This window comes from Pseudarthrobacter sp. GQ63 (assembly GCF_059758765.1).
Genome location: NZ_JCAXEF010000008.1, coordinates 1 through 13,204 on the forward strand (window position 1 = coordinate 1; position 13,204 = coordinate 13,204).

The 13,204-nt window shown below is 68.2% G+C and carries 13 protein-coding genes; 6 read left to right on the plus strand and 7 right to left on the minus strand.

Features of this window, described 5'->3' with window-relative positions; translation table 11 throughout:
* Nucleotides 1-95: 95 nt before the first annotated feature.
* Nucleotides 96-962, minus strand: a complete 867-nt coding sequence (locus tag AC6CHP_RS13640; protein ID WP_377194897.1) for a DUF1295 domain-containing protein — start codon at nt 960-962, stop codon at nt 96-98.
* A gap of 125 nt (nt 963-1,087) precedes the next feature.
* Here AC6CHP_RS13640 and AC6CHP_RS13645 point away from each other — a divergent pair, with 125 nt between their 5' ends.
* From AC6CHP_RS13645 to AC6CHP_RS13655, 3 genes are read left to right on the plus strand one after another with little or no spacing between them, the layout of a single operon-like run.
* Nucleotides 1,088-1,549, plus strand: coding sequence for a MarR family winged helix-turn-helix transcriptional regulator (locus tag AC6CHP_RS13645; protein WP_188730712.1), 462 nt, complete (start codon nt 1,088-1,090; stop codon nt 1,547-1,549).
* On the plus strand, nt 1,546-3,414 hold the full coding sequence (locus AC6CHP_RS13650) for an AMP-dependent synthetase/ligase (RefSeq protein WP_498230472.1): 1,869 nt from the start codon (nt 1,546-1,548) through the stop codon (nt 3,412-3,414). Before AC6CHP_RS13645 ends, AC6CHP_RS13650 begins: the two co-directional genes overlap by 4 nt.
* Nucleotides 3,411-3,842 carry a DUF2177 family protein gene (locus AC6CHP_RS13655; RefSeq protein WP_104186296.1) on the plus strand — a complete coding sequence of 144 codons (432 nt, stop codon included), beginning with the start codon at nt 3,411-3,413 and terminating at the stop codon, nt 3,840-3,842. Before AC6CHP_RS13650 ends, AC6CHP_RS13655 begins: the two co-directional genes overlap by 4 nt.
* Nucleotides 3,843-3,921: 79 nt before the next feature.
* Here the strand turns inward: AC6CHP_RS13655 and AC6CHP_RS13660 are convergent, their stop codons facing one another.
* Nucleotides 3,922-4,497, minus strand: a complete 576-nt coding sequence (locus AC6CHP_RS13660) for an SOUL family heme-binding protein (protein ID WP_377194894.1) — start codon at nt 4,495-4,497, stop codon at nt 3,922-3,924.
* 68 nt (nt 4,498-4,565) lie between these two features.
* Here AC6CHP_RS13660 and AC6CHP_RS13665 point away from each other — a divergent pair, with 68 nt between their 5' ends.
* Nucleotides 4,566-5,867, plus strand: a complete 1,302-nt coding sequence (locus AC6CHP_RS13665; RefSeq protein ID WP_377194893.1) for a hemolysin family protein — start codon at nt 4,566-4,568, stop codon at nt 5,865-5,867.
* Between the two features lie 121 nt (nt 5,868-5,988).
* On the opposite strand, the gene AC6CHP_RS13670 is transcribed toward AC6CHP_RS13665, so the two are convergent.
* From AC6CHP_RS13670 to AC6CHP_RS13685, 4 genes are all read right to left on the minus strand, one after another.
* Nucleotides 5,989-7,185, minus strand: coding sequence for a glycosyltransferase (locus AC6CHP_RS13670; protein WP_377194892.1), 1,197 nt, complete (start codon nt 7,183-7,185; stop codon nt 5,989-5,991).
* A gap of 37 nt (nt 7,186-7,222) precedes the next feature.
* Entirely contained in the window at nt 7,223-8,842 is a 1,620-nt protein-coding gene (locus AC6CHP_RS13675) for an ABC transporter permease (protein ID WP_377194891.1), read from the minus strand.
* Complete coding sequence (locus AC6CHP_RS13680) at nt 8,842-9,816, minus strand: ABC transporter ATP-binding protein (protein WP_377194890.1); 975 nt, start codon at nt 9,814-9,816, stop codon at nt 8,842-8,844. The genes AC6CHP_RS13675 and AC6CHP_RS13680 overlap by 1 nt, the downstream gene beginning before the upstream one ends.
* Nucleotides 9,817-10,001: 185 nt before the next feature.
* Nucleotides 10,002-11,051, minus strand: a complete 1,050-nt coding sequence (locus tag AC6CHP_RS13685) for a helix-turn-helix transcriptional regulator (protein ID WP_377194889.1) — start codon at nt 11,049-11,051, stop codon at nt 10,002-10,004.
* A gap of 120 nt (nt 11,052-11,171) precedes the next feature.
* Here AC6CHP_RS13685 and AC6CHP_RS13690 point away from each other — a divergent pair, with 120 nt between their 5' ends.
* Nucleotides 11,172-11,570 (plus strand): DUF1304 family protein, encoded by a 399-nt coding sequence (locus AC6CHP_RS13690; RefSeq protein ID WP_377194888.1) that lies wholly within the window; start codon nt 11,172-11,174, stop codon nt 11,568-11,570.
* A gap of 131 nt (nt 11,571-11,701) precedes the next feature.
* Nucleotides 11,702-12,136, plus strand: coding sequence for a nuclear transport factor 2 family protein (locus tag AC6CHP_RS13695; RefSeq protein ID WP_498230477.1), 435 nt, complete (start codon nt 11,702-11,704; stop codon nt 12,134-12,136).
* Between the two features lie 87 nt (nt 12,137-12,223).
* On the opposite strand, the gene AC6CHP_RS13700 is transcribed toward AC6CHP_RS13695, so the two are convergent.
* Nucleotides 12,224-13,153 carry an excalibur calcium-binding domain-containing protein gene (locus tag AC6CHP_RS13700; protein WP_498230479.1) on the minus strand — a complete coding sequence of 310 codons (930 nt, stop codon included), beginning with the start codon at nt 13,151-13,153 and terminating at the stop codon, nt 12,224-12,226.
* Nucleotides 13,154-13,204 lie beyond the last annotated feature (51 nt).

Below are 13,204 nucleotides of genomic sequence, written 5' to 3' on the forward strand. Positions count from 1 at the left end.
CTCACCAGTCCAGCCGACGCGCCTAAACCAGCGGATATTTCAGCAGTCTCCTAGGGCCCAGCGCCCCTATCAGCAGCAGGTTCCGGAGAATTGTCCTAGAGCTTCGGAATCAGGACCGGGGTGTTTTTCTTGTATTCCTCGTACTCGCGCTCGCCGCCCCACTTCTTGTCCGCCTTCTTCTCCAGGAGCGGGATGCCGCTGCCCTTGATCAGCAGCAGCGCCACGAAGACCGGGGACAGCAGGGCCACCCACTGCCACCCCTCCAGTACCGGCACGGCGATCAGGAGCACGCCGATCCAGAGCACAATCTCGCCGAAGTAGTTGGGGTGCCGGGACTTGGACCACAGGCCCGTGGAGATGAACCTGCCCTCATTGGCCGGGTCCGCCTTGAACCGGCCCTTCTGGCTGTCCGCCACAGCCTCGATGCCGAAGCCAACAGCCCACACCAGGAAGCCCGCCAATGCCCACCAGTCCAGGCCCACCCGAGTGGCGGAAGTGATCGCGATCCAGGCCGCGGCCGCGGTAAGGACCACCCACAGCCCCTGCACGGTCCAGGTGTTCAGGAAGCGGAGGAAGGACGGCTTGATCTCGTCGAAGCGGTCGTCCTTGCCGTGCTTGCTGACGCGCCGGAACAGGAAGCTTCCCAACCGCCCCGCCCACACCACCACCATGGCAGCGAGCAGCAGCCCCCGCGCATCAACGCCGGGAGTCAGCAGGACCAGGAGGACGGTGATGGAGATGTAGGTCAGGGCGCCGGTGAGGTCGTAGTACTTTTCGGTCTGCGCCTTGAACGCGGGGATAAAGGCCAGCCACTGGATGAGGAACGCCGCCGCCACCCCCAGGCCGAACAACGGGAAGCCGCCCACGGTGGCACCACCCTGGCTGCCGGCGACGGCAACGAGAGCCCCCACCAGCACCGCAACCACAAAAATGATGAGCGCCTTACGGTCCGAATCCTTCATAAGGATGTTCCTTTCCCACGCCGCGCCGGGAGCCGCAAGAGGCACCGGCACAATCGCCTCTTCAAACTGATTTGATTACAAGCTTATCTAATTACTATATAGACTAGCGAAGGAGAGGAGGAACCATGGGCACACCTACGTACCATCCGGCCGCCGTCGCCCTTCAGGCCGTGCTGGCACTGGCCAACGAAACCGAACGCGAAGTGGCAGGCAGGCTGGGGTTGAACCTCACCGATTACCGCGCCCTCTCCGCCCTGTCCCAGTCCGGACCCATGACGGTGGGAACTCTCGCTGTGAAGCTGGGCGCCACGGCCGCCACAACCACTGCGATCGTCAACCGGCTGCAAACCCGGGGCTACGCCGAACGCCTCCGCAGCGAAGGCGACCGCCGCCATGTCCACGTCAGCGCCACGGCCGCGGCATCCCGGGACATCATGCACCTGATGCGGCCCCTCATGGACGCCACCAACCGGCACATCGAATCGCTGCCGGCCGCCCAGCAGGACGCCGTGGCCGGGTTCCTCCACACCGCCCAGCGCCTCATGCAGGACCACCTGCACACACTTACACCAAAGGACACCGCTTGAGAGAGTTCTCCACCCCGCTGCTGGTTGAACCGTCCAGCCACCGGAACGCCACGGAGCTGCTGATGCAGCGGTTCAGGACGTCCCCGAACCACGTTGCCTTCGAGGTGCGCGCCCCGGAAGGCGCCATCACGGATCCGTGGCGCCAGGTGACCACCCGGCAGTTCGTCGAGGAGGTGCGCGCCCTGGCCAAAGGCCTCATCGCCGCCGGACTGCAGCCCGGCGAATCCCTCGCCATCATGTCCCCCACCCGGTACGAGTGGGCGGTGGCGGACATGGCTGCGTGGTTCGCCGCCGCCGTCGTGGTCCCCGTCTACGAAACCTCTGCCCTGCCCCAGGTGGCCGCGGTCCTCGACGACGCCGCCGTCCGCCTTGCCATCGCCGGCACCGCCGGGCATGCCCTCCTGCTGGAACAGGGCTTTGAACAGGCCGGGCGGACCAACCTGGGCGTCTGGACCATGGACGCACGTCCCGGTGCGGACCTCGCCGAGCTGACGCAGCGCGGCGCCGCCGTCCCGGACAGCGCCGTTGAGGAGCGGCGCCTGCTGCCGGACCTGGACTCGGTCGCCACCATCGTCTATACCTCCGGTACCACCGCAGCCCCCAAGGGCGCCCTGATCACCCACGGCAACTTCGTGGGCCAGGTGCTCAACGTGGGCGCCGCCTATACGGGCGTGGTCCGTGAAGGCGGCAACACCGTCATTTTCCTGCCCATGGCCCATGTGCTGGCCCGCGGCCTGCAGCTGATCTGCCTGGCCAACGGCATGCGCATCGCCCACCTCTCCGATCCCAAGGACGTGGTGCCCGCCCTCGGCGTCCTGAAGCCCACGTTCCTGGTGGTGGTCCCCCGCGTGCTCCAAAAGATCCAGGCGTCCGCTGCCGCCGCCGCGGCCCGGAAACACCTTGGGCGGGTGTGGGCTGCGGCGCAGCAGGCCGCTGTGGAGTGGGGCCGGTTCGCCGAAGCGCACGACGCCGACCCCTCCGTCCGCGTCCCGCTTAGCCTGCGTGCCAGGCACGCCGTGTTCGACCGCCTCTTCTACGCCCGTCTCCGCGCGCTGGTGGGCGGCCGCCTGGACTACCTGCTTTCCGGTGCCGCCGCGCTGGATGCCGAGCTGTCCCTGTTCTTCCGCGGCCTGGGCCTGGCCGTCATCGAGGGCTACGGCCTCACGGAAACTACCGCGCCGCTCACCGGGAACATGCCGGACGCCATCAGCGCCGGAACGGTGGGCGTCCCGATGCCCGGAACCGCCGTGCGCATCTCTGACCGCGGCGAGGTCCTGGCCCGCGGCGTGGGCGTGTTCGCCGGCTACCGCAGGCCGGCGGACAACCAGGGCGCGTTCACGGACGGGTACTTCCACACAGGGGACCTCGGAGAGCTCGACGAGCTGGGACGGCTCACCCTCAAGGGCCGGATCAAGGACGTGATCGTCACCGCCGGCGGCAAGACCATCACCCCGGCCATCTGGGAAGGCTATGTGGAGGGCGATCCGCTGGTGGCCCACGCCGTCATGGTGGGCGAGGGCAAACCGTACCTGGGCGGCCTGGTGCTGCTGGACGCCGAGTCCGTCACGGCGTGGGCCGAACGCGAGGGCATCAACGATCTCGCCGGGCTGAGGATCCCGGACGACGGCGGCGCCGTCCAAATCGAGGACGCGCGCCTCCTCAGCACCATCGGCAAGGCGGTCACTGCCGCGAACGCCAAGCTGGCCCGCTCCGAGCAGGTGCGTAAGTTCGTGCTGCTGCTTGCCGACCTCAGCGAGGCCAACGGAATGGTCACACCCACCATGAAACTCAAACGCACTGCATTCACCGAACGCGCCCGCCACATTGTGGAGAACCTCTACGCCGAGTCAAGGAGCCAAGCATGAACACCCGGACCAAGAGATGGCTGATTTCCTACGCGGTCACCGCCGTGATCTTCGCTGTGCTGGACCTCGTCTGGATCAGCTTCGTGGCGAGCAACCTCTACCAAAGCCAGATCGGCCACCTGATTGCCCCCAGGCCCAACGCTGCCGGCGCCGTGGCCTTCTACCTCATCTTCGTGGCCGGGATGGTGCACTACGGCGTCCGGCCCAACGACGCACACGCCACCATGCGGCAGCGGGTCACGGGCGCGGCGCTGTTCGGCTTCTTCACCTACGCCACCTGGGCGCTGACGGCGTTTGCCGTGCTCAAGGACTTCCCCGCCGTCGTCGCCGTAACGGACATCCTCTGGGGCGCCGCGGCCTGCAGCCTGGTCACCTGGCTGACGGCCACCGTCCTGCGCCGGTTCCTGGCGAAGGACCGCGCGTCCTGACCAGCGCACTCCTGGCCAAAGCAGGAACCACCAAGGGCGGGTCCGACGGCGGCACGCAGCACCCGCCGTCGTCATTCAGTTAAGCGTCCGCGACGTCCTGCAGCACCTCGTTGTGGCGGAGGAACCACGGCCTGAACGGCGGATCAAAGCGGGCGAACCGGGGCGGACCCACCGGCGCCAGCCCTACCAGGTTGAGCGCCGCCTGCAGCCCCTCGTTGTGCCGGGCAAACGCAGCCTCCGAACCGCTGCCCGAGAACCGGACAACCGCGGTCAGGGAGCCGGGGACCGGACGGATTTTCACGTCGGGATTCTGCGGCACGGGCGCCGTCTCGGCAGTGACACCCGCGGGCAGAACGAAAGCAACAGAAAAATCAGTGGGTGCACCGCCCTGCAGCGGGCCGCTCTGGAGCACGGGGGCGGTCATTGCCAGCTTCTGCGACGCCCCCGGCGCCTGGATAACGGGCGCCGTCATGGCAAGCTTCTGCCGTGCGGTGTTGCTGCCGCTGATGTAGTTGAAGAGGTGCCGGAAGGCGGCGTTCCCGGCACGGTCAAAAGTCGCGTTGACCTGGACTTCCGCCACAGCATAGGCGGGATAGCGGCGCAGCTCGAAGTGCGGGTAGCGCCTCACGAGCTCATAGGGTTGCTGTTCTGTCATGGTCCCTCAGACCCTACGCCGCAAAGCCCCGGAGCGTAACCCGCGGCTTCATTCGGTAGTGTCTGATCATGGACGGTGCCACCCTGCTCAATTTTCTGTTGGTCCTCTTCTTTGTGCTGCTGGGCGGGGTGTTCGCCGGCACGGAGATGGCGCTGGTGTCCCTCCGCGAGAGCCAGGTCCGGCGGTTGGAGAAATCCGGGAAGCGCGGGGCGCGGATCGCCGCACTGGCGGGCAACCCCAACCGGTTCCTGTCCACCGTCCAGATCGGTGTCACCCTGTCCGGATTCTTCTCCGCCGCCTATGGCGCCTCCACCATCGCGCCGGACGTCGAGCCCCTCCTGGAAGGCATCGGCTTCGGTTCCGCCGCCGAACCAGTCGCCTTCATCGGCATGACGCTGCTGGTGGCGTACCTTTCCCTTGTGCTCGGCGAACTGGTGCCCAAGCGCCTGGCCATGCAGAGCGCCGTCGGCTTCACCAGGGTCCTGGCACCGCCGCTGGGCGTCCTCTCCGACATCATGCGGCCCGCCGTCTGGCTGCTGTCCGTCTCCACGAACGCGGTGGTGCGGCTCTTCGGCGGCGACCCCCACGCCAAGCAGGAAAGCATCAGCTCCGAGGAACTGTGGGACATGGTGGCCGAGAGCGACATGCTGGAGGAACACAGCCGCAGCATCCTCAACGACGTGTTCGGCGCCGGCGAGCGCTCGCTGCAGGAGGTGATGCGCCCGCGCACCGAGGTGACCTTCATCAACGGCAGCATGAGCATCGCCGAGGCGCGCAGCATGGTGCGGGACGGCCCGTTCTCGCGCTATCCCGTCATGGACAAAACGCCTGACGACGTCCTGGGCTTTGTCCATATCCGGGACCTCATGCCCCGCGACGGAGAGTACGACGACGGTCCGGTCCGGGGTATCGCGCGGGAGATCCTTCCGCTGCCGGGCACCAACAAGGTGCTGCCCTCGCTGTCCCGGATGCGCCGGCTGGGCCAGCACATCGCGCTGGTGGTGGACGAGTACGGCGGCACGGACGGCATCGTCACCCTGGAGGACCTGGTGGAGGAGCTGGTGGGCGAGATCTACGACGAGTACGACACCGGCGTGGACGCCGAGGACCGCATCATCCGGGCCAACGGGACGGTGGACGTGGACGGCGCCCTGATCCTGCAGGAGTTCGAAACCGCATCCGGCATCGAACTGCCGGAGGGCCACTACGAGACCGTGGCCGGGTACGTCATCGACCGGTTGGGCCGGCTCCCCCGGGTGGGTGACAGCGTGGAGGTGGCCGGCCACGCGCTCACCGTGACGGCGATGGACCGGCTGCGCATCTCCCGGATCCGGGTCACTCCCGCGGCAGGACAGCCGGGCGTAGATTGACGCCACCGGTGACGGTGGAGGCTGGGAACCCATGAAGAGCATCCGGGCGCAGATCCTCGAAGTCGAACAGAGTGCCGCCTTGGGTTCCGGGGAGGAAGTGCGGTTTTCCGGGTACGGGCGCTTACGCACCCGCCAAGTTTTCCAGGACACCAAGCGCGACGGCGGTCCCGTCCTCTGCGCGCATCAGCTCACCGGTGCGCGCGGCCTGGCCACGGCAGCTTTCTGCCTCGCCAAGGGCACGGGCGAGCTTGTCCGCGGTGAGTTTCCGGTATGGGACGGGCTGTGGGCCGAGGCCGCGCCGGTGCAGGACCGCTCCCCAGAACGGCTGGTCAGCGATGAACGGCACCACCACGGACGGAACCCCTGCCCGCGCCACGGCATGGACCGTTCCCGCCCCGCCGTGGTTGATGGCGGCCGCGGCGCGTGGCAGGACCAGGTGGTGGGCCACCGATTTTCTGACCAGGACGTCGCCGCCCATCGCAGCCGCCGGAACGTCGATACCTCCCCAGCCCGTGGCAACCAGCGCCCTCAGGCCGTTCCTCCGGGCCGCCTCAAGAATCGCCCCGCCCCGGGCCCCGGCGTCGCCGGCCTTCATGGACCCGAACCCCGCGTACACAAAGTCCCCGCCGTCCAGGAAAGCCGACAGCTCGTTGTCGATCTCCGCGGCCGCGGGCTTTTCGGCCCAGTGGCCCGTAAGGTGCACCGACGCCGGCCAATCGGACGGGCGGTGAAGCAGGTGGGGACTGACGGGGATCAGTGTGGCGCGGGTTTCCGTTGCCGGTATGCGTCCTGGCGGCAGCAGGTCCAGGGAAGCTTTCAGTTCCCGCTTGAACATCAGTGTGGCCGCCCTAGCCGGTGCGTAGCTGGCCCGGTTCAGCGGGCCCAGGCTGGCCGCGGGAATGATGGGCGACGGGAACTCCCTGGTGGGCGTCAGCGCAGGCACGGTCTCCACCAGCACTGACGGGACCCCCAGCCTGCGGGCCGCGGCCGGAGCACTGAGGACTTTCGGGTGATAGACCACCACATCCGGGGCGTAGGCCACGATGTGCTCCACGGCCGCGGAGAGAAGCTGGCCAACGGCGGGCCGGATCACTGTCCGGAAGGTCCTGGCCGCAGCCCGGGGAGAAACCCCCTGGTCACTGACGAGCCGTGCGAAGTCCATGCGCAGGCTGACGGTGTCCAGGCCGGCGGTGTCCGCGCCGGAGTTTTCCGGAATGGCAATCCGGACCTGGTGCCCCCGGGCCGCGGCGGCACGCGCCAGGGCAAAGAAGGGTTCCACGTCGCCGCGCGTCCCGGCGGTCAGCAGCATCATCTTCATGGTGCTAGGGTCCTTGTCCCGGTGAGGAGTGTTGGCATCATGCTGCCAGGTCCCGCCTGCGCAGGAAGTAGGCTGCCAGGGCGGCCCCGGCCGCCGCGACCAGGAGCAGGCCCGCCGCCCCCGCTTGGTTGAAGGATTCCACCGGCATGGCGGAGGAGTGCCGGAACGGGCTCGCGTCCTGCAGCCACGCCGGCAGGCCGAACAGCTCCCCGAACTCGCCCAGGACAATGGCCACAGCAAGCACGCCCCACGCCACCAGGATGCTCAGCCGCGGTGCCAGCGCGAAGGCGGCCGCGGCCGCGGCCAGGAACACCAGGGCTGCGGGGACGTGCGCCAGCGCCGCCGGCACCAGTGACCAGGCGGGCCCATCGGAGGTCCCTGAGACAGCCAGGCCGACGGCGGCAGCGGCTCCCGCCGTCGTGGAGACCACGGCGGCGGAGACCGCGGCGACGAACAGGTTGGCGCCCAGCCAGCGGGCACGGGATACCGGCGCTGACAGGAGGATCTCCGCCCTGCCTTCCGCCTCTTCGGCACGCATCCGGAGGACTGCCTGGATCCCGGCGGCGGCCGCGAACACCCCGGCCATGCCCAGCAGCGCCGTGACGAACACGTCGATCAGTCCGGCCTGCCCGCCGGGCACCAGCCGCTCGATCATCTCCTTCACCGGCCCCAGGCTGGATACCGTCTCAGTGACTGCCGGGCCAAGGGCACCCGCCACGGCACCCAGGGCTCCCGCCGCAATGCACCAGCCAGCCACCGTGGCCCGCTGAAGGCGCCACGCCAGGCCCACAAAGGAGGTGCCGTCTACCCCTGCGCGCTCCCTGCCGGCACGCTCGGGCAGCAGGCTGGCACCCACGTCCCGCCGCCGTCGGACCATCAACGACACGGTGCCCAGGACGGCCGCGGCAGCCAGCGGAACCAGCAGGAACGCCAGGTCCGGGCTGGTGAACGGCCGCGTGCGCTGGCCCCAGCCGATGGGCGAGAGGAGCGACGGCCAGGCACTCGTAACGTGCAGCAGGTCAGCTGAGGGGGTCCCAAGCGCGTCTCCGATTCCGCGGACCAGGTAGGCCACGCCGACCAGTCCCGCGGCGGCACCGTTCGCGCTCCGTCCCGAGGGCAGTGCCTGTGCGGCCACGGCCGCAAGTGCCACAAAGAAGATGCCCACGCCCCCGACGGCGGCACCCGCCGCAGCCGAACCGGCCGCGGGCAGTCCGGCCGCAACAAAGGCACCGGCCACAAGGACGGCCAGCACCAGGTTGGCCGCGGTTCCCAGCAGCAGCGTTGCCGCCAGGGACGCGGCCCGCGGGATGGGCACCGAACCGAGGAGTTCGGCCCGTCCCAGCTCTTCATCCGAGCGCGTGTGCCGCACCACCAGGAAGGTGCTCATCAGGCCGGCCAGGACTGCGGTGAACGCGTAGCCCTGGAAGAACACCACCGCGCCCACGCCGGTTCCGTCCGGCAGGCCGCGGAGGAAGAGGAACGCCGGATTCGCTGCCGCCAGGGTGAGGATGGCAGCCTGCGCTGCCTCATCCCCGAACTGGGTGGCGACGGCGGTGGAGGTGGCGAAACTGAGCAGGGTGATGCCCAGGATCCAGACCGGCAGCGCCACCCTGTCCCGCCGGGATTGGAACAGGAGCAGCCGCAGCACCCCGGACATCACAGCACCCCGCTGTCCGTGCGCTCGCTGCTGTCCTTGCCGTTGCCGGCCCGCTTTCCACCCGTCTGCTGTCCCCCGTTGCCGTCGCTGTAGTGGCGCAGGAACAGCGACTCCAGCGACGGCGGAGCCACCGACAGGCCGCTAATCCCCGGTTCCGCGATGCCGGCCAGGACAGCCCCGAGGTCCCCGGGGTCGGCGTCGAACTCCGCGGCGCTGCCGGCGATGCTCACCCCGTGGGCGCCGGGCATCCCAGCCAGCCGTGCCGGATCAGCCAGCCCGGTGACGCGGAAATGCGTGCGCTGCAGGTGCCGCAGCTCGCCCAGGGTGCCTGTTTCCACGGCTGTCCCGGCACGGATGATGGTCACCCGGTCACAGAGCTGTTCCACTTCGCTGAGGATGTGGCTGGACAGCAAAACGGTGGCTCCATCCCGGCTGACCCGCGCAATCTGGCGCCGGAACACGGCATCCATCACCGGGTCCAGGCCGGCGCTCGGCTCATCCAGCAGGTACAGCCGCGCAGGGCGGGCAAAGGCCGCTATCAGGGCGACCTTCTGCCGGTTGCCCTTCGAATAGGTCCGGGCCTTCTTGCGGGGATCGAACTCGAACTCCGCGATGAGGTCGCGGCGCAGTTTGTCGTCGGCACCGCCGCGCAGGCCTGTGAGGAGGTCGATGACTTCGCCGCCTGAAAGGTTCGGCCACAGGCTCACGTCGCCCGGAACGTAGGCAACGTCCCGGTGCACGGCCACCGGGTCGGCCCACGGGTCCAGCCCGAAGACGCGGGCGGTGCCCGCGGTAGGGCGGATCAGGCCCAGGAGGATCCGCAGCGTGGTGGATTTGCCGGCGCCGTTGGGACCCAGGAATCCGTGCACTTCCCCCGGCGCCACGCTCAGGTTGAGGCCGTCCAGCGCCCGGGTCCTGCCGAAGTCCTTGACCAGGCCGCGGGCTTCAATAACGGGTTGTGCTGCTGCATTCATCGGCAGTCCGCTCCTTGGCTCGTCACGCGAACGCCCTTGGCGGCGCCAAAGCGTTCCGCAGGCATTGACTGCGGGCCGACCAGGCTTCCCGGCTCTCCGATCCACAGCATACAAGCGCCCGCACCGGCGAGGAAGAGCCGTACAGTACTGGCGCCGTGGCGCGTTTCCAGGGCAGCGCCGGGGACTCAGGCCACCAGCCTGGCCACCAGTTCGCCGCGGCTGCCCACACCCACTTTCTCGAAGAGCGACTTCAGGTGGTCATGCACAGTGTGCGGGGAGATGAACAGGTGCCGGGCGATGTCCGCCGTCGGGTTGCCGGACAGCACCTCCAGGCAGACCTCCTGTTCGCGTGCCGTGACGCCGTACGCGGCCAGCAGCAGGGTGGCCAGGTCATGGGTGGTGGCGGGCTCCACGGTGACCACCATCTGCTCGGGATCGTCACCGGTGATCAGGCGGCTGGCCTGCAGCACCACCCAGTTGTTCCCGGCGTCGCGCATCCTGGCCCGAGCCGTGCCCGAAACGGCCGCGGAAGCCTGCGCCACCACCGAATACAGCACCATGCTGAAGCGGCCCGGTGAGGCGTCCTCCACCTCCGCCAGCCAAGAAGCGGCGGCGGGGGTTGCCGCCTTCAGTTCCCCGTGCCGGCCCGCGATCACAATCACGGGTCCGACGGCGGCGGCCCTGGTTGGGTGCCCTGCCCTCACCGCGATCCTGGTGGCGGCCGCCAGGGTGGCTGTCACCGCCGCCAGGAATTCCACCTCGCGGTCCGTGAAGTCCCGTCCGGCATCGCGGAAGATGCTGCCCACACCCCAGCAGGTATCGTCCACCCGGAAGGCCGCCCTCAGTTCGTGCTCCAGGCCCTGCGGCTTGAGCAGGTCATTGATCCGGACACTGCGGACCACCTCCCGGTGCGGGGCGTCGGACATGCGTGCAATGGGACGGGGACGCCGCAGCAGCTGGGCGAAGGTGTTCGGTTCGTTGCCCGCATATTCCGTCTCGGCGAAACGGGCCGAGTACTCCACGAATTCCTCTTTCCGCACCGGCCACGGCTTCCAGTTGGTGATGGACGTCATCACCAGGGTCTGTGGGTCGACGCCGGCCCAGCACCCCTGATCGAACGGCACCGTCCGCTGCACCACGGCGAGCGCCGCAGGGTAGAGGTCCGCCAGGTTCATTCCGCTGGTGGCCAGGGCGGCGATGTCCCGCCGGGCACGCTCAGCGCGCTCCTCCCACATAGCTCCAGTATCCGCCCGGGTGGCCGCACCGCAATCCCCCAAAGCGGGGATTACCAGGGCACCCCGGAACACCCTCGCAGGGGATGGGGAAGGTGAGTACCGCCGTCGTACTCTTCCTTCATGAACGCCGTATCCCAGATCTTCGCGGTCCTCGCCGCCGTGGTGTACATCGCGGTGTTCCCGCTGGAAAGCTTCCTGATGCACCGGCCGTGGGCGCAGAAGTTCCTGAGTACACCGCCGCGGAACGTTCCGGCCGTGATGATGTGGGCCATCCCCACCGGGTTCCGGAACCTGGTGATCGGCCTGGGAGTCCTGGCGGGGGTGGCCGCGGTGAACACGGGCTACGTGGTGGTGGGCTACACCCTGGTGGTCTACTGCTGCCTGAACATGGTGCTGACCGCTCCGGCCATGTTCCTGGCGGACATGCTGGGCCACTATCCGAAGAAGGGCGACAGCATCCCGGGCACCCTGGGCGCCACCGTTCCGGCCCTGCTGGCACTGGTGACGCTGCCGTTCTGAAGCAGGGTAGCCCTGTCCGTTGACAGCAAATTGCGGCGGACGTGCAATTAAAGTGGTTCCGGCAGCAGCCGAAGCCAATCCACGAAGCGGCCCCCGCTTCCGTGAGGCCGCCCAAAAATTGGAGGTCCACAATGGGACAGGCACGCGAAGTCATGGACCGTCTCACCACGGCCATGGACGAAAAAGACAAAGAGACGCTGGCCCGGTGCTACGCCGCCAACGCTGTTGCCTACACCCCCGACGAAGGGGAACTGACCGGCCGCGACGCCATTACCAACTACCTCTTCCACTTCTGGGAGTCCATGCCCGACGTCCGGTACGAGCACGGTGACAGCTACGAGGCCGGGAACGTGGCCATTGACGAGGGCTTCGTCATCGGGACGAACACCGGGCCGCTGAGCCTGCCCACCGGCGAGACAATGCCGGCGACAGGTAAGCAGATCAGGGTCCGGAGCTGCGATATCGCCCGGGTCGAAGGAGGCGAAATCACGTCCCACCACTTCTACTTCGACCAGGTGGAGTTCCTGGGACAGCTCGGACTGATGCGTGAACTGACGTCGCACTGACATGTGGGACGCCGGGACCAACCAAACAAAAATGCCGTGGACACCCTGCGAGGGTATCCACGGCATCGTGTTGCTGGGCGCAGGTGGTCAGCGCTCGCAGGCCACCCCGTCGGAGTCGCCATCCATCCCCGGCCGGTAGCCTGGCTGGCCCCGATACAGCGGTGCTGCTCCCGCTGCCTTGGCAGCTGCGCAGTTGGCGTAATAAACGGACGACGGCGCCGGGGCCGCGGGGGCAACGGGTGCAGCCTGGCGGGCAGCAGCATCCCGTGCCGCCTGCTCCGCCGCTGCTTGGGCGGCGGCCGCCTGAGCTGCGGCAGCTTGTTCTGCGGCAGCTTGCTGAGCGGCAGCTTGCTGAGCGGCGGCCTGGTCGGCTGCAGCCTTGTCCGCAGCGGCCTTCTCCGCCGCGGCCTGTGCGGCGGCGGCCTGCTCAGCAGCGGCCTTTTCCGCCGCTATCTTCTCCGCAGCAGCCTGTTCCGCCACAGCCTTCTCGGCAAGGACGCGCTTTGAATCAGCCTCGGTCATCCAGACCAGACGCTGGTCGGTTCCCACAGTGCAAGTGAGCGTCTGGCTGTTGTACTTCCGCGTTGCAGCAGCAGTGGTGCAGGTGGAATTGGCCGGGTTGGTGGCAGTAGGTGTGGGCGTGGGGGTAGCCGTTGCGGACCGCTGCTCAACGGGACTGACCAGAGTTGCCTTGTCGGTCTCCACCCGTGGGGCAGCTGTAGCACCCACTACGCCCGCACCCAGGATCAGTGCGACAAATCCGGAAACAGCTACCAGCGCGCCGGACCTGCGGTGTGGCAGTCCCACCCAGGACCGCCTTTTGAAGAGAAACGCATAAAGCCCGGTAAGCAGGGCAGCAAGCCCAAGAATGAACAGCACCATTCCCAGCCCACCCACCAGGGCGAACGGAATCAGCAGGAGCAGCAGCACAGCCGCCACAATCCAGAAAAGCACGGTTGGTTTCCAGCGCTGCTGCGGCCGGGCGGGCGCGTACTGATGATCCGGATAATGTGTCATGTTTCCCCCTAGGAAATGGTTGTGATGGTGATGCACATGGGGTGTGAGAAC